At 49.7% G+C, this 15,122-nt stretch carries 19 protein-coding genes; 3 read left to right on the top strand and 16 right to left on the bottom strand.

All coding sequences use genetic code 11. From position 1 onward, the window contains the following. The first annotated feature begins 174 nt into the window (after positions 1–174). The 3 genes from Q0688_RS20405 to Q0688_RS20395 all read left to right on the top strand — a co-directional run bounded on the left by Q0688_RS20405 (position 175) and on the right by Q0688_RS20395 (position 1,121). Entirely contained in the window at positions 175–360 is a 186-nt protein-coding gene (locus Q0688_RS20405; RefSeq protein ID WP_299081746.1) for a hypothetical protein, read from the top strand. Between the two features lie 111 nt (positions 361–471). After that, positions 472–804, top strand: coding sequence for a hypothetical protein (locus Q0688_RS20400; RefSeq protein WP_299081743.1), 333 nt, complete (start codon positions 472–474; stop codon positions 802–804). 83 nt (positions 805–887) lie between these two features. Then, positions 888–1,121 (top strand): hypothetical protein, encoded by a 234-nt coding sequence (locus Q0688_RS20395; RefSeq protein ID WP_299081740.1) that lies wholly within the window; start codon positions 888–890, stop codon positions 1,119–1,121. A 44-nt stretch (positions 1,122–1,165) separates the two neighbouring features. Here Q0688_RS20395 and Q0688_RS20390 read toward each other — a convergent pair whose 3' ends face one another. From Q0688_RS20390 to Q0688_RS20315, 16 genes are all read right to left on the bottom strand, one after another. After that, positions 1,166–2,176 carry a hypothetical protein gene (locus Q0688_RS20390; protein ID WP_299081739.1) on the bottom strand — a complete coding sequence of 337 codons (1,011 nt, stop codon included), beginning with the start codon at positions 2,174–2,176 and terminating at the stop codon, positions 1,166–1,168. A gap of 2 nt (positions 2,177–2,178) precedes the next feature. Continuing rightward, a complete protein-coding gene (locus tag Q0688_RS20385) occupies positions 2,179–3,915 on the bottom strand; it encodes a hypothetical protein (protein WP_299081736.1) in 1,737 nt (578 codons plus the stop codon). Next, entirely contained in the window at positions 3,915–4,694 is a 780-nt protein-coding gene (locus Q0688_RS20380) for a hypothetical protein (RefSeq protein WP_299081733.1), read from the bottom strand. Before Q0688_RS20380 ends, Q0688_RS20385 begins: the two co-directional genes overlap by 1 nt. Continuing rightward, positions 4,694–6,637 (bottom strand): hypothetical protein, encoded by a 1,944-nt coding sequence (locus Q0688_RS20375; protein WP_299081730.1) that lies wholly within the window; start codon positions 6,635–6,637, stop codon positions 4,694–4,696. The genes Q0688_RS20380 and Q0688_RS20375 overlap by 1 nt, the downstream gene beginning before the upstream one ends. A 229-nt stretch (positions 6,638–6,866) precedes the next feature. After that, positions 6,867–7,202 (bottom strand): hypothetical protein, encoded by a 336-nt coding sequence (locus Q0688_RS20370; protein ID WP_299081727.1) that lies wholly within the window; start codon positions 7,200–7,202, stop codon positions 6,867–6,869. A 2-nt stretch (positions 7,203–7,204) separates the two neighbouring features. After that, positions 7,205–7,651, bottom strand: a complete 447-nt coding sequence (locus Q0688_RS20365; protein ID WP_299081724.1) for a hypothetical protein — start codon at positions 7,649–7,651, stop codon at positions 7,205–7,207. 68 nt (positions 7,652–7,719) lie between these two features. Then, complete coding sequence (locus tag Q0688_RS20360; RefSeq protein ID WP_299081721.1) at positions 7,720–8,094, bottom strand: DUF3168 domain-containing protein; 375 nt, start codon at positions 8,092–8,094, stop codon at positions 7,720–7,722. After that, positions 8,091–8,564, bottom strand: coding sequence for a hypothetical protein (locus Q0688_RS20355; protein ID WP_299081718.1), 474 nt, complete (start codon positions 8,562–8,564; stop codon positions 8,091–8,093). Before Q0688_RS20355 ends, Q0688_RS20360 begins: the two co-directional genes overlap by 4 nt. Further along, the gene (locus Q0688_RS20350; protein WP_299081715.1) at positions 8,561–8,902 is read right to left on the bottom strand and encodes a phage head closure protein; all 342 of its coding nucleotides are present in this window, start codon (positions 8,900–8,902) and stop codon (positions 8,561–8,563) included. The genes Q0688_RS20355 and Q0688_RS20350 overlap by 4 nt, the downstream gene beginning before the upstream one ends. Then, positions 8,899–9,486: a head-tail connector protein gene (locus Q0688_RS20345; protein WP_299081712.1), complete on the bottom strand. Its 588-nt coding sequence runs from the start codon at positions 9,484–9,486 to the stop codon at positions 8,899–8,901. Before Q0688_RS20345 ends, Q0688_RS20350 begins: the two co-directional genes overlap by 4 nt. A gap of 5 nt (positions 9,487–9,491) precedes the next feature. Next, the gene (locus Q0688_RS20340; RefSeq protein ID WP_299081709.1) at positions 9,492–9,683 is read right to left on the bottom strand and encodes a hypothetical protein; all 192 of its coding nucleotides are present in this window, start codon (positions 9,681–9,683) and stop codon (positions 9,492–9,494) included. Between the two features lie 66 nt (positions 9,684–9,749). Further along, the gene (locus Q0688_RS20335) at positions 9,750–10,895 is read right to left on the bottom strand and encodes a phage major capsid protein (RefSeq protein ID WP_299081706.1); all 1,146 of its coding nucleotides are present in this window, start codon (positions 10,893–10,895) and stop codon (positions 9,750–9,752) included. Continuing rightward, positions 10,892–11,698: a head maturation protease, ClpP-related gene (locus tag Q0688_RS20330; protein WP_299081704.1), complete on the bottom strand. Its 807-nt coding sequence runs from the start codon at positions 11,696–11,698 to the stop codon at positions 10,892–10,894. Before Q0688_RS20330 ends, Q0688_RS20335 begins: the two co-directional genes overlap by 4 nt. 2 nt (positions 11,699–11,700) lie before the next feature. Beyond that, the gene (locus Q0688_RS20325; protein ID WP_299081699.1) at positions 11,701–12,927 is read right to left on the bottom strand and encodes a phage portal protein; all 1,227 of its coding nucleotides are present in this window, start codon (positions 12,925–12,927) and stop codon (positions 11,701–11,703) included. 10 nt (positions 12,928–12,937) lie between these two features. Further along, positions 12,938–14,635 carry a terminase TerL endonuclease subunit gene (locus Q0688_RS20320; RefSeq protein WP_299081696.1) on the bottom strand — a complete coding sequence of 566 codons (1,698 nt, stop codon included), beginning with the start codon at positions 14,633–14,635 and terminating at the stop codon, positions 12,938–12,940. A gap of 1 nt (position 14,636) precedes the next feature. Further along, positions 14,637–15,068, bottom strand: a complete 432-nt coding sequence (locus Q0688_RS20315) for a phage terminase small subunit P27 family (protein ID WP_299081693.1) — start codon at positions 15,066–15,068, stop codon at positions 14,637–14,639. Positions 15,069–15,122 lie beyond the last annotated feature (54 nt).

Here is a 15,122-nt window from a genome sequence, read left to right as displayed (position 1 = left end):
TATCTGCTATGAAAAGCGATTCAGTGAGTTTTTAAATAAAAAGATGGCGCAAATAGATTAGACGTAGAAACCTAACCTTGCGAGCAGCGGCGCTGCAAGCGTCCGGCTGGCTTGCGTTGTTAGCCGCAAGATTTATGGGTATGCACCACCCTTGACGGTGTGAGGAAAATTGAAATGACGACTACTGTAAAAATCGAAGCACACTGCGACCCTGAAAAAACTGAAGTGCAGATACAGGTTGACGAAGGGGATGTTGGCAGCACCACAGTTATACAAAATGGCGAAACCCACGAAACATACGCCTACGATAACCGTGTAATTACTGTGCGCGAAGTGGAAAAGAAGCCGGACGCTGCGTAATTGTGATTCCGCCTGGTAGCGCGGGCGGCTAACCACGACATAAACGGTTGCGCTTTATGCAATCCGTTTGATGTTTTTGTTAGCTGCACAATTTAATTAAGGAGAAGGAAATTGGAAATACAAGAAACTAAAAAGATTTGGATTGCCGTAACAAATACAGATTGCACAGAAGGCCGAGGGTTTCAAAAGCCAAAAGCAATTTGTGAAACGAAAGCCACCGCACTAAGGCTTAGCAAGAAAGGCTATATACAGGGTAGCGACTGCCCCGTTGAGGAAAGTATTGCAGTTAAGGTGGATAACAGGTGGCTAGTTCCTTGGACTATCGAGACTGCAAGCAAAGAAGATATTGCAGCACAGAAAAGATTGGACGAATATCAAGCCGTTTTAAATAGGGCTAGGGAGTTAGGATTAACGCCAGAAGATATTAAGGCGCTTTGCAGCTAACCGCTGTAACAGGGGCAAGCACCGCAGGTGCGCAGTCCCGCGCAGCGAACTGATTACATTTGTTATAACGCGGGGATTGAACAGTGGTAGATGACGTTGAATTTGACATTATGGATGCTGACGAGCATAGGGATATACCAGTTGTGGTTCGTTGGTTCGGGGATTACTGGGCTATTTGTCACGCAAAGAGCTATCAGAATGCGTTTAGGAACAGCGTGAACCGATTTAAAACCAGAGGCGAAGCTGTTGAGTTTGCAGAAGACCATGATTGTGTAGTTGAGAAACACAGCCATGACAGGCTGCAAAATTACATTTAGCGTTATAACACCATATTCAACGTCATGGGTATATGTGGGTAGGGTTATAGGCGCCCTGTGTTTTTCCACCTAAGCGCTATCGGCGTGACCCCAGGCGGGGCTTCCCGCTGAATCGCTGAGTTACTGATAACGAGATGGTTTTTTACAATGTCATGTAGATCGTCGCCCTCGGCCTGCAACATTGCTAACAGTTCCATTTCTGGCGACATAGGGTCGATCAAAACCGGTGCGCCAGACGCTTTTGTGAACGGGTGGGGAATGATGCCCATATCTGCATTCTTATCAGATGGCTTGATTTCTACAAATTCCGTTTTCGCGCCTTTTAATTCCATTTTTATCAATGCGTTCTGCTTTTTTGGGTCGAGTAGCTCATCGCGAAGCCGCCGCCCCTTCGATCGCATGTCAGCCTCGAACGGCGTCATGTAACGGCCATAGCGTCCATCGGCCGCACGCTTGCCCGTGACATTAGTAGGCCCGTTGTAAATCCACGGCGGTGTATCGGCAAAGCTGCTGGCGGTAATATCTGAACCAGATAGCCACAGAAACGCAAAAAACGGTACCTGCCCATCGCCTAAATCATACGGAGCGGACGCATTGATATAGCGCTCATGGACTACCAAATCTTCGCTCGTTGCCAAACTGTTGAAATACGCGATGCGTGACAGGCTAGCGCCGCTGGCGTGAACGGATAGATACCAGCCATTATCGCCTGATGGCGTACCCTCACCGGCAGCCGTATGCCATCCCCAGCCGCCGCCCGTCAGCGTGATGCTGCCAATGGCATCGGCACCGACAGTCGTTGTCTGCGTCGCTATCGAGGTGTCCATCTCCGCTTGGTGGATAGCGCCGCTCAGTATTTCGTCTGTATCTACGCTGCCTGTCGCCATTTTAGCCAGCGTGACGGCGTTATCAGCAATTGCGGCTGTTTGAACCTTGGGAGCAGTCCCATCGCCATTTGCAAGGCCGGTAAAGTTGCCGACAATGTCCCCGAACAAGTCCTGCGTTACAGGACTATCGACATCTGTGCGCGATACTGCTATATCAACCCAAGCCATTTTTACACCACCAAATAAGGATCATCGCCGTTGCTCATTTTTCCGGTTGCCTCATCGCAGATAAAACCATAAGCCGTCCTTTCGCTATCGCTAGCAATCAAATAGCCAACCTGCGTATTAGGTGCCACCACACATTGCCGATCCGCCGAAAATCGGAACTGCAATGCCTTGATGTTAAACGTAGTATTTACCGGGTCGTAATCAAGTGAAACGCACTGAAATTCTAGCGTATTTTCATTGCCGTTTTTGTCTTGCAGCGCCGCCGATCTCAAAAAGAAGTGATCCCCCACTTGTAACTTTTTGGCGCTGGCATCGAGCTTAAAATTAACTTTTTTCGGCGGGTTTTTAAATCTCGCGAGGTATCTCGTTGCGGTCAGCGATGCCGGTGTCGATAAACGCAGCCAGTCAGAATAAATCTCCTTGTACTGCTCTTGATTGTACGCATTCTCACCCGCTAATGCTGCATCCCCTCGGCCCTCGGTTGCCTCATAGTTACTAACTTTGCCGCTGCCCTCGGCGGGGTCTATAACTGTGTGGTGAACCCATACAGCGGATGCGCGTGATTTTGAGTCATCGACTACCGTAAGAGTGTTTTCGATAATGTCTGCATCAGTATAGGTATTAGCAAGCGCCAGCTCTGAGCCAAGCAGGGGAGCTTCTACGGCAAATTTTATCTTGCCCGAATCTCGATCATCTGCCCATATACTAAAGGAGCATTGCTGCATGAGCTCGCCAACTAATTTATTGATCTCAACCGGCTTGATAATGTTGCGAGAAATAGAATAACTACTCAACCACTGCGTATCCTCGGCTTGCCAGTCAACAATGGGAATCTTGCTTGGTGGTATCCCCGCATCAGTCTCTAGCAGGTCTTGCAATACCGTGCTAACCGACTCGGCATCCCAATATCGAACCTCTTGAACGGTCGCGCCACTACTGTGTGACTTGGCCGTGGTTCCCTGCTGGCCGCGCGTTACGGTAAACGTATCAGTCGCGCGCGTGTAGCTCATAATTTCCTTGTCAATGGCTATGCGCCCGCTAGCGGCATATTCTGCTCCCTCGCCAGTGCCTACAGAGAAAACCGTCGCCCCTGCATTCAATGCCCCAGTTGTTTTGCCCGTTGTCGCTTTCGGCGTCTTGCCTTTTACATTATCGCCTAGCGTAAGGTGGTCTTTTCCCATCAGCGATACAGTTTGCGTGCGACTCTGGTATTCAAATTTATCAATAATATAGGTAAAGGTCTCAACATTCGTTATGCCGCCCGCATCGTCGAGCATTCCATATTTAACCCTAACCTCTCGGCCGTAGTAGTACGGGTTACGCGCAAAAAACTTGCCCCAAAATGTGCCCCGCTCAGTGGCAATAATGCTGCGATCATTAACCGCAGGATCAATACCGATATCACTGTCTATTGCGTCGGTAAAGATGACCTTGCAATTAGCGCGCACGCCTAGCCCCTTACCCGGCGTAATCTCCGTGGGAGCCGTGTCAACGCGGGTAATAAAGGGATAAATGCCCTGCCCCGGCAATGCTATGTCGCTAAATTTATAGGTTTTGGCCCCTTTATTATAATTAGGCGTGTCGTTGCAGGTGACGAATGTGTTAGTACACTTCTCGTCGCCACCTGCAAGGCTGGTGCATGGCGATGTACCTTCAACCTCTTGGCAATAGTCCATATCTATTTCGACAATAACGAATGGCCGCCGCCCGCCCTTTACGGCTTCGTCTAAAAACGCCATTACTCACGCAGCCCCTTGCACCGAATCTGCCACTGCATAAACTTGGTATCGCCGTATTTTGGCGGCTTAAGCTCTTTTGTTGTCCATAGCAGCGCGACTTCATCAGGCTGATTGTCGTAATCCCACGACAGGCCAAATGGCTGGCGGTTTATAGATTGTGACAAATCATCTAGATTGCTTCTAACCCAGCTGGGGTCAAGCACTTTCCAGCTTAGCGTTATATCAAACGGCTCGGCTCTAATGCTGCGGCCAATGGGCTGGCCCAAATTATTTATATTCTGATTCGGCGACGCCGTTTCAATAATGCCGAGCGGCTCAAACGGTGCTTTGAATTCCAGCTGATCGCCCGTCAATGGCAGTGCTTTGCCTATCATCAGAATTGATATGTATTTAGCAGCACTTCCCGGCCCTGTTGCGACAAAGCGCCAATACCTGCGAGTAGCCGCTGTAAACTTATTGAATATTGACCGGTCACTGCCAGCAACAATATTACCTGTATGGAATTCATCAAATGTTGATCCGTTATCAGTGCTGCCAGTTTGCACTGCGTAGCTAGCGCCCTGCGTAAACAAGTCATGCCCATGAATAAAGACATAATCGCACTCTTGCGCGCTGCCTAGATCAAAAATGATTGCGCCAAGGTCTGTACCGGGCTTCCAGCTGCCCTGAAGGTTTCGATGCACCACATTGGCTGCCTCGAATCCAGTCGTTTCAAAGTTTGGCGTTATCGTGACGCCTGATGCCTCAATCGCGCTGTGATGTCCGATATACGCCGTCATTAGTTTGCTGTTACCTGTAGATTGAAGTTGTCCCCCATTACATCATTAAGCGCTTCAGCGATGCGAATCGTCCCTGTCCTATCAATTGAGTTATCAACTACCAGCGTTATGTTTCTTACCTCTTGCGCTGGCTGCCCACCATCTAGCGACACATCATCGAGACCTTGCGCGCCAGATACACCCGACTGGCCAATATTGACTGGCGATGGAGCCGACGCGCTAGGTGATCCACCGCCGCCAAACTGCTGCGCCTTGATTTTCTGAACTTGCTTGCCGCCAAACACAATGGCTGCCGCTGCCGCTGCCGCACCTAATGCAGGGCCAACTATCGGAATAGCCGATAGAGCACTGTATGCACCCATCGCTGCGCTATATGTACTCTGCACCGTTTCAGCGATTTTCATGGCTTTTTGGATTTTAAACGCAGTTTTTGAGGTTTTTGCAAGATCAGAAACGCCTTTCGCAAGAAACCCGCGAGTATCCGCCGCCTTTCGTTTTTCGGCTGCCTGCCGAGCCTTAACCCGCCGTTTTTCTTCTTTGTCGGTAATAGCTGACAGCTCAGCCTCGTGAACCTGTGTCATCGCTTGTTCATTAAGCTGAAATAGCTCGACAACAGAAAACTTTTGCTCCTGAAATGCGGTAAATAAATCTATCGCGGCCTGCATGGTGTCCTCGTTGGCACCCGGCAAAAATGGATTTGTATTGCCCTCATCATCAATATTGCCGCCATCAATTGACGCCAGCGCTTCGGGTGGAGGAATGATCGAGTCGGCTATGCTGGTGCCGATATTTCCCTGTTTTTCCGCTGCGATCTCCTGCGCAGCGGCTTCGGCCGTGTCCATTATCTGTTGAACTGTCGCTTTGATCGCTTCAGACGGCGGCGGGGCTAATAGTGCGGCCTGAAACGCAAGCGTAGAGTCTGCGGCCTTCTCTGCAACAGTGCTTGCCACATCTTGCAGTGTGTCATTAGTGGTCGCAGATAGGCCGGGAATACTGTTAATGAGCTTGGTTATACCAATATCAAGAAACGCAATACCCGATGTAATGCCTCCAATTGCATTCAATGCCGCAGCTTTTACCCCCAGAAAAACAACGCGCAAGCCGTTCACCGCGTCGGCGGCAAAAGCAAAACCATTAACCAGCCCATCAACTACGCCTTTCGCTACCTTGCCGAGACCGCCAGCCTCCTTTGCTGATTCGGCGAACTTTCTGGCGACAGCCTCAACGATTGGTGCCAGTTCTGCCGTAAACTGATTCGTAAAGCTCTGCCCGATTTCTTGTGCGCGCAAAAACGAATCGTTAGCGGCCTCTATCTTTGCAATATCTACCCGCGACAACGCCAAGCCATAGGCAATCACTTCATCTGTCGAGTCTTGAAGCCCTTTTTTGCCGAGCGCCAGCGTATTGAGGAGCTTGCCGCCATCCCTGCCAAATATCGACGAAGCGGCCGCAGCCTTTTCTTGCTGCGTACCTAATTCGTTGATTTTTTCTGCTATTTCGCCGAACTGATCGCCCGGTCGTAAATTAAAAAACGCATTTGATTGCAGCCCCATGCTTTTGAGAAACGGCACAGCCGTGCCGAGACCTGTACGCGCCTCGCCTAACGACTTGCTCATCTTTTCTAGCGACTTGTTCATTTTTTCAGTGCCGACACCCGTCAGCTCTGCCGCTCGCTGCAATCCTCTTATCTTTTCAGGTGTTTCGCCTATTTGGTCTGAGAATTTACCCAGCGCGTCAGCGGTCTTTGATGTGCTAACGAAAATAGCAGACATGCCAGCGGCAGCAACAGCAGACATTGCGCCGAACGCCTTGCCAGCGGCATTCGCCTGCTTTCGAGTGCTGGCACCCCACTGCTGTGTTTTCTTGTTTGCCTTTGAAAGACCTGATACTAACTTTGCGCTACTGGCAACAAGATCAATTGTCAGTGTCGATATTGTCGCCATCAGTTACCCCTAGACCTCATTCGCTGCAAAAAGGACTCGACACGAGCATTCTCTTGCTGCGCTGCCGCTTCTGCGATCTTGTCTTGATCGTAGGTAAAGCCCTTCGCTACCATTCTATTTACCACGCGCATATTTAGCTCGAACGATGATAGTGAGCCCATAAGCTCGTCAATAGAGCATCCAAAGCAATCGGCCATATCGAGAAGGCAGCATAGCTCAGGATGCTCTGCTATTTTTTTTCTATACGCTCTTTGGCGTCATGAGTGCCGCCGTTGTACGCCAGTCCTTTCTGGTAAATCTCGACATAAACAGATGGCGAATAGCTTTCGAGCAGCTTCTTGACCTCGGGCTTTGTGGGATTGGAGCCTTTAAGCATCCGCCCCGCCCACCATGCCATGTGCTGCTGGTTTTCTTCGATGCTAGCGTCGATAAGAGCCTCAGCCTCTTTTGCGCGCACCGAAAACTCAGTGCCAGATAATTCTGTCAGCCTGATCTCGCCGATGCCATCTATCTCGATGTAATGATCTCGCAGCTTCCCGGACTCGATAAATTCGCTAAAATCCATCACTACGCCACCTTAGTGAATACCGCATCGCCCGACTGCTGGCCTTTGATTCCGAACATCTGGATGGTATCGCCTTGGCTGGCCTCATCCGCATAGTAGCCATTCAATACGAGGTCAATTGTTGCCACATCACCCGTTTGATAGGTGATCTGTATTTTAATCGTGTCACCAGCGACAGCAGCAGCAATAATTGCATCCTGATCGGTATCATCACCGATGCGATTGAACACGAGCTCCCACTCCGGCGGAGTCTTGATGCCAGCAATATATCGCTTCGTCGTTTCGTCGATGGATGTGATTTCCACAAACGAGCCCTCAGACCCAACACGGGGCACGGTCGCAACGCCAGCAATAGCTGAATATGACGGCGTTACAATGTTGGTAGAATACTCAATGACAGCGCCTTGAGCTAACTGCTCAGTGCTCTGCACGACTGTTTGCTTAGGCATGGGTATTACTCCTGTTTTTCATGTATAAAAAGCTGCGCATGGCAGCCATTGTTGGAAAATTGATGTTTTTAATCAAAATATAAATTCAGTGTTAGGGCTATTCGGTAGAGCTTTGTATTTTCTTCGTAGTCCGAAATCTCGGACTCTATAAAGCAATGCTGAACATTGTGGCCATCCTGTATAAACCCATTGCCATGCAGCAGTGTGGCCACGGTATCCCGCAACGTTCGCACAACGCCAAATTCTTTGCTGTATAGGTCGATTTGGAACCCAGTCCGTCTTTTGCTGGGCAGGCTATCAATATTCAGTGGCCGCGCCTGATCGACAACGCTGTAAACAATAAACGTATCTTGCCCATCGTACTGCGCCGTTTGGTAGTGGATGTTCGCGGCGGGCTGAACCGACTGCGCCACCAAATATTGATATAGCGATTGTTCGATCATCTATTACGTTTCCGCGCCGCCTTTTCAATTCGATCTGCTAATCGCTGCCTAAATATATTCAGCGCCGCAGGTGTCTCACTGAGAGATCGGCGGATAAATTTAGTCCCCGCGCGTCCGTTGGCCCCATACTCTACAGGGACGACATACCCTACGCGGAAAACGCCGACCTTAACCACAGCAACATCGCCTTTTGAAAACCTCTTGCTAACAGCGCCCCGTCGATTGATAGATGTTCTGATTTTCGTTCTTGATCGCAAAAAACCTGATGTAATCGTGACTCGCTGACCTTTTTTTGTCGTCACAACTCGCGTGACGCCGCTATCAGTAATGCCCGATAACATTTTGCTATGTATTGGCTTCGCAGCGTCTCTAAGCGCATTTCTCAGCGTCTTTGCGCCCAAGTCCGCGCCCAGCGCTAACAAGTTTTTCTCAAGGTCGGCCAAGCCGTCAATTTTGAAAGTTTCCGTCATCGTGAACGCTCTGTACACATCAGCTCTATGACTCGATCGCCCTCCTCTACATTGATAACAGAATCAATATCGTAAATATCTCCGGCGGCTAAATCAATAGCTCTGTCTTTCGGATTGAGACCGCTTAACGTGGCGTCATATCGCAGCATTATTTTCGCTGTAATCTGGCTGGTTTCTCCGCTCGTTGGGATCAGTTCTGAGCCTCTCACGGGCTTAATGTGGCCGCGCCTGTCGGCCAGCGTAATCCATGACTGTAACCGCTCACCCGTTACAGGATCATTGCTGGATTCCTGTCTTTCCAGCCTAATGCGATGACGCAATGCACCCGCTGAAATCACAGCTCAATAACCCGGTATTGATTAAGCATCGAGCTAACACCAAACGGTATATTCTCTAGCTTGATGGCAGCAGTTGCCTCTCGGTTGCGATACAGGTGCCCGACCATTAACAGGATCGCCGACTTTATTGAATCGGGTACAGCTGTCGCCGCCCCATAGCCCTGCTTCAGTCTCATAGCTAAATTATCATAGCCGGATGATGCCACATCCCATGCGCCGGACTTCGGGTGCATACGAAAAGGCTCTGCTAGCCTGTCGATATAAAAAACAGTGGAAATAGCCGTTTCAGTCAAATAATTGGTGCTTGATAAGTCGCTCTCGGTAATGCTCAGCGTTGAGACTTCAAGGACATTATAGCCGCCATCAACCACTAGCTCAGGCGTCGATGGGGCGCAATCATAGCGATACTCCCATGTTTGCTGAACAAAAAAACGCCCTGTGTATTGCTGGCAGTAATCTGTTGCCTGTTCGATTAAATCAGTAATCAACGCATCGTCTGCCGAGTGTTCGACCACCTCCCAAAGCTTTGCCTCTGCAAGCGTGACCGGCGTTTCAGTTGGCGCTGTGATGAGTGTCCGTTTCATGATCGTTATTCAGTGGCAGTCTTTTCGGCTTTTGCTTTCGATTTTTTCTTTGGCGTCTGCACAATCTCCACCAATCCATCGTCCTCAAGGTGTTTTGCATAACCTGACTCACACATAGCGTTATCATCTGCCTGCATGTTGCCAATTGCTGTTGATGAAAAGGATCGTAAAGCCCGAACCCTTACCATATTAGCCATACTATATACCTCTTTTGATTTTTAAAGAATGGCGGCCGAAACCGCCATCCTCCATCTTCTGCTAACTTATGAAGTCAGCGTACCGCCTACCACCGATGCAGCGCGATAAGTTGCTAACGCCGCCCGCATTTCTGCGCGCATAGTCACCAAATTAGACTGCGCATTGGTATCGTCCTGCTCAAACAGTTCGACCATAACACCTGATCGAATGAAAAGCTCTGACGACATATCAAACGCACCCAATGCAAACGTATTCGACGCAATGGCGTTCGATGCCACGATAGGCACGCCCCAAATTGTCGGCAATGTTTGCGCGCGAGGACTGGTCAAAGACACTGAAGTATTCTCAATATCAAGATCAATCGCTTGCACATCAGCAGGGTTAAGAATAACCGCTGTCGGCTGATAATCAGCCTGCTGGACTTGGGTTATCGCCTTTCGGAGTGAAACCGTGGCAGTATCAGACGCCGTTGACGTAAACGCTGTGAAATTGCCAGCATCGAGAATGCCCGATATGTTGGCTCCGGTTCCATCGCCGTTGACCAGCTGATTATCAAGACGAAGTGCAACGCCATACTGCATACGGCCATCCACATAACTGGCCAGCATTGGCGCGTCGTCAATAACCTGCTTGCTGAGCTTGATCCAGTGCGCAATCGTTCGGACTGGCACATTGACCAAACTAAACGTCAAGGCAGACTCCGCTTTGGCGGTGTTTTCCGCAGCTTCAGCGGCGCTATTGGTAAACGTCGCTTCGCGCGTGAACTCAATCGCGTTGCTGCCGGTAACGCCTTGCGGCAATACGTCCTGCACTCGCAGTCGTCGTACAGCACCACCCACGACAGGAATCTGGCGATCGGGTGCGACCGTCGTATCAGAGCCGGTGATTGTGTTGTTCTGCACTTCAAACTTCGCGCTTTTCGCTGACCCTGACTTCATGGCCTCAAAAGCAGCTGACGATACAAACTGCTCGCCTGCACTTTTAACCTTCTTGCCAGTGTCGCCAAGCGCCGTCGCTTTTTGCTCAAGATCGAGCAACCGCGCCTGCAATTCTTCGCTTTTATCTTCCAGCGACTTTAGCGCCTCTTTGTTGGCTGTGCCGAGCTTGCCGTGCGCAAGCACTTCTTCGTTGGTTTTGTTGATGAAGTTTTTAACTTCGCCATCAAGCGCTGTAATTTGCGCTTGCACTTCTTCAGATAGTTGGGCATTCATGAGTTATCTCCTACGGATTGCCTGAGTGTTTTGATAAGGCTGGATGTGTCAATAACCAATTCACCATCTGACTCACTCAAATGTAGCGCTTTGGCGCGGGCAGTCAATGCTTGCGACATGCCCTTACTGAACCCCCCTGCCTCGCGCAGGAAGTGTTCAAATTCTTTAGCGGAATCAATACCGCCAATTTGTTCTGCAATGGTTTCCTGATTTTGTAGAGCGACAGGAACCTGCTTAAAATGTTTCGCGAAGCCGTTAGCAAGTGCAGCGACTTTTTGATTAGTAACCTCGTCAGCAAAGCCCAACTCTTTGGCTTGAGTGCCATTTAGCCACGTTTCATTGTCGAGCAGCTCGACAATATCTTGATTTTCCATGCCTGTTCGCTTGGCATATATGCTAACCAGTGAGTCGCGTATCTTGTCGAGAAAATCGGCTGTATCGCGCAGTTCATCAGCATCGCCAGCAGCAAAGCTCCACGGGTTATGAATCATAACAAACGCATCTTCGGGCACGCTAATAGTATCGCCAGCCATCAGCACGATTGATGCGGCACTAGCTGCAACGCCCAATACGCTAGCGTTCACGGTAGCCGAGTGCTTTATCAGCGCGTGGTACATCGCCAAGCCATCAAACGCATTGCCGCCCGGAGAGTTGATAGACAGGTTTATTTCGCTGACATCACTATGAGAACAAAGCTCCTCGCAAAAATCCTTGGCAGAGACGCCCCATAATCCAATTTCGTCATGAACATCAATGTCAATTGCTTTTCCTGCCATCGCTTTTATCGAATACCATGATTTCATGATTATTCCCCACTTCCAATAATAGATAATTGCTCAATAGGAGCCTGATTGATCTGCGCGGTAAGCGCGTCGCCGCCCTCAACAGGTTCCAGATTGAGCTTGATTCGACCCTCGTTGCGGGTCATTAAACCAACAGATACCATGCTGCGCAAAAACTCGCCGCGCCCTTTAGTGTCGGCCCTTAACAAGTCAGCAATATCAAACCTAATTTCTACCGCTCCCCTGTCTTTGCTGGGTATTAGTGCCGACTCTAACGACTGCTCCCACCGCGTAAGCATTGGCCCAAGCCCGGTATTTAGCCATCCAATAATAATCTGCTCAATGCCGGAACCCCAGCTGGTTGTGTCTTTGTTGTCGTTAATCAATATGCTTGGAATACCCCAAAACCGCGCTATATCTTCAAGGTTAAAGCGGCGGGTCTCCATCATTTGCATATCTTCAGGATTTAGCTGTACTTGCTGATATTTCATGCCCGCTTCAAGCACTTGCAGCTTGTGCATATTGTCGGTGCCTTCGATTAAGTCGGCAAATTTCTCCTTCAGCAGTTCACGCTGCGTAGGCGTAAGTATCTGGTCAATAGTTAAAATGCCACCGGGCTTTCCTGCGTTTGTGTAATACGAACTAGCAAACTCCTCAGCAGCCAATTCAAGGCCAATGGATGTGCGAGCGTGGGCAAGCGGCGACAGCCCAATCACACCATTGCCGAATAGTTTTATGTGCAGCATGTTTTCAGCAGCTATGGCCGTCATGTCCAGCTGCCCAGCAACGGTTTTGTGCAGCATATAAACCACACTACCGTCATCCATCAGCTCGACTTTCATTTGTTGCGCAGGTAGCGGCCATAAGCCAATGACATCACCGCCGCCATTGCGCTGCTTCATGGCGTAGGCATTACCATGCAGCGATAGGTTCAGCATCATGGTTTCTCGAAACTCAATCGGAGTCTGTCGCGCATTTGGTGTTTTCGTCAGAATAGACGACAGCGTGCTTTTGTCATCTTTCGATCTTCGTTCGCCATCAACGTTCTTAACGGTTAGAGGCAGCGCCGCCACGGTCTCTGATAAGAGCTTGACGCACGCCCATACAGCAGAAACTTGTAGCGCGGTGTCCTCAGTGACGGTCTTGGGCGATTTGACGCTGTAGCTTGATGGTGCGCCAGTTTGCTCGCCACGCTGCTGCTTTGTCGCTGCGCCACCAAAAAGGCCGCTCAAATATGACCTTATGCCCATTCGTTGATTCTCATAATATAATCGGATCGTTTAGCCAGTCATCAATCGACGATGTATCTTCGCCGGTTGTCGCGCGACCAACAGCCATAATTGCCGACACCACAGGATCTATCTTGCCGCTGCTTTTGTTCTTCGCCGGTTTTATGTTGCCCGCTGGATCATGCTGCGGGACAGTATTGCTAACAGCCCACTCAAGTACGGGGTTATCGTATTCAATAGCGCCGCTTAAAATAAGCCGCTCTAATTCTTTCATCGCTGGCGACATTGACGCAAACCCCTGGCCAAAGCCTACCATGTTGACACCTTTTTCAAGCATGTGGTTAGTTAGCTGCGTGGAGTTCCACCTGTCAAAAGCTAGCTCTTGTATGCCATATTGCTCAGCCCACTGCAAAATATCATACTCGATAAAATCGTAATCAGTAACATTGCCGGGTGTTAGTGTTAGCCATCCATCATCAGCCCATTGCTTGAACGGCTGATTATATTGCCGCGTATGCTCGACCAGCGCATCTTCCGGCAAGTAGTTCTTTTGAATTAGCCTGATTTTACCGGCTACATTGAACGCAAGCGTTAGCGAACATAGGTCTGATACAGACGCCAAGTCCAGCCCGCCCCAGCACTCCGTGCCGCTCATTTCATCGTGCGAAAAATCAGCCTTGCAGCGCTTAAATACTTGCGGATCAACCCACGGCATCTCCGCATTAACCCATACATTGAGGTGCTTGGTTAGAAAGTTGTTTTTTGCCGACGGTATCTCGCGCGCCTTTTTCGCCTTCTCGTCGAGATAGCTCTCCGAAACGCTAACGCCATAATTCGGATTAGCCTTCGCCCATACGTCCGGCTGATCCCACCGGCCTAGATCATCCTCATCAATTGTATAGATGATGCCGAAAAAAGAGTCGTCATCAACTACACCCTCCAGCACTTTGATAGCGTAGTCGCGGTTTTCATAACAAACGCCTGCACGATTAAACCCAGCAGTAGTGATAGCCCACATAAGCGGCTGCTCGCGAGCGCCAAGCGCAGACTCCAGAACATCCCACATCTCGCTAGTTTTATGCGCATGAAGCTCATCGACCAGCCCAAAATAAACATTCAGTCCATCCGATGTGTCAGAGTCAGCGCCAAGAGGCTGAAAAATACTAAAGCTATCCTCATGCTCTAGCTGGCTGCGCAATGACTTAACCAGCCGCCTCAGCTCTGGCGACTGGCGAACCATGCGCATCGCCTCATTGAACATGATCTTTGCCTGATCGCGCTTCGTGGCCGCCGAATAAATCTCGGCCCCGCCCTCGCCATCTGATGTCAATCCATACAATCCAATGCCCGCAATTTTTGTGCTTTTGCCATTTTTGCGCGGTATCTCCTCATAAACAGACGTAAACCGGCGGCGGCCATCTTCTCGCATCCAGCCAAACACGTTGACAATAACAAACAGCTGCCACGGCATTAGATCAATCGGCGCACCCTTCCATTTACCTTTCGAATGCTTCAGGTACGAGAAAAACGCAATAACCCTTGCCGCCGCATTTTCATCAAAATACAAACCGCGCGCGCCGCCATTCTCTAAATCAGAAAACCAGCGATCAACAGCGAGCCGCACATATTTGCACGCAGGAATAGCGCCGGACTTAACATCATCAGCATACTTGTAAGCCGCATCAAGCCCTTCCCGGCGAATATCAGTGTACTTCTCAGCAACAGACATACTACAAGCCAAGCGCCTTTCGGTTGGAATCGCTCGACTCTATTTTCTTCCGACTTCTAGCGGTCAGGCCGAGCTTAATCGCGAGCTTGTCATACGCGCCGGACGACTGATTGTAAGCGACAAATTGTGGCGAGAACTGCACGTACCCGTTCGGCGTCTCTTGGAACATGCCATCTGCATCAAGTGCTTTTTTCGCCGCAACCATGTGCTCATAATATGTGCATAGGTTGGCTAGAACGCCCAAATCAAGCCGAGATAGAGCGCCGATTTTATGCAATTCGTCGGTAATGTATTCCCAGTGCTTTTTGGCATCGCCACCCATCCATGCAGGCATAGGAGGAAGATCGCCCCTAACCGCTTTATGAGAATCATTATCTGATGTCGATACTGTCTTGCCAGTGTCTAGTGAAATAACTGCTGCTTTCTTGTCCATAATGCCCCCCATGAAAATATCCCCCCCTAAAACCAGAAATCACATAAATTAAGT

It is taken from the genome of uncultured Paraglaciecola sp. (assembly GCF_937123705.1).
Classification (GTDB): domain Bacteria; phylum Pseudomonadota; class Gammaproteobacteria; order Enterobacterales; family Alteromonadaceae; genus Paraglaciecola.
The sequence above is the reverse complement of the archived record's forward strand: the minus strand, read 5'-3'. Positions and strand labels throughout refer to the sequence as shown.

Bases quoted from the DNA above. Each gene is read 5' to 3' on its own strand.
- Q0688_RS20405 (WP_299081746.1), top strand. From the start codon at position 175: ATGACGACTACTGTAAAAATCGAAGCACACTGCGACCCTGAAAAAACT.
- Q0688_RS20390 (WP_299081739.1), bottom strand. From the start codon at position 2,176: ATGGCTTGGGTTGATATAGCAGTATCGCGCACAGATGTCGATAGTCCT.
- Q0688_RS20385 (WP_299081736.1), bottom strand. From the start codon at position 3,915: ATGGCGTTTTTAGACGAAGCCGTAAAGGGCGGGCGGCGGCCATTCGTT.
- Q0688_RS20380 (WP_299081733.1), bottom strand. From the start codon at position 4,694: ATGACGGCGTATATCGGACATCACAGCGCGATTGAGGCATCAGGCGTC.
- Q0688_RS20375 (WP_299081730.1), bottom strand. From the start codon at position 6,637: ATGGCGACAATATCGACACTGACAATTGATCTTGTTGCCAGTAGCGCA.
- Q0688_RS20370 (WP_299081727.1), bottom strand. From the start codon at position 7,202: ATGGATTTTAGCGAATTTATCGAGTCCGGGAAGCTGCGAGATCATTAC.
- Q0688_RS20365 (WP_299081724.1), bottom strand. From the start codon at position 7,651: ATGCCTAAGCAAACAGTCGTGCAGAGCACTGAGCAGTTAGCTCAAGGC.
- Q0688_RS20360 (WP_299081721.1), bottom strand. From the start codon at position 8,094: ATGATCGAACAATCGCTATATCAATATTTGGTGGCGCAGTCGGTTCAG.
- Q0688_RS20355 (WP_299081718.1), bottom strand. From the start codon at position 8,564: ATGACGGAAACTTTCAAAATTGACGGCTTGGCCGACCTTGAGAAAAAC.
- Q0688_RS20345 (WP_299081712.1), bottom strand. From the start codon at position 9,486: ATGAAACGGACACTCATCACAGCGCCAACTGAAACGCCGGTCACGCTT.
- Q0688_RS20340 (WP_299081709.1), bottom strand. From the start codon at position 9,683: ATGGCTAATATGGTAAGGGTTCGGGCTTTACGATCCTTTTCATCAACA.
- Q0688_RS20335 (WP_299081706.1), bottom strand. From the start codon at position 10,895: ATGAATGCCCAACTATCTGAAGAAGTGCAAGCGCAAATTACAGCGCTT.
- Q0688_RS20330 (WP_299081704.1), bottom strand. From the start codon at position 11,698: ATGAAATCATGGTATTCGATAAAAGCGATGGCAGGAAAAGCAATTGAC.
- Q0688_RS20325 (WP_299081699.1), bottom strand. From the start codon at position 12,927: ATGGGCATAAGGTCATATTTGAGCGGCCTTTTTGGTGGCGCAGCGACA.
- Q0688_RS20320 (WP_299081696.1), bottom strand. From the start codon at position 14,635: ATGTCTGTTGCTGAGAAGTACACTGATATTCGCCGGGAAGGGCTTGAT.
- Q0688_RS20315 (WP_299081693.1), bottom strand. From the start codon at position 15,068: ATGGACAAGAAAGCAGCAGTTATTTCACTAGACACTGGCAAGACAGTA.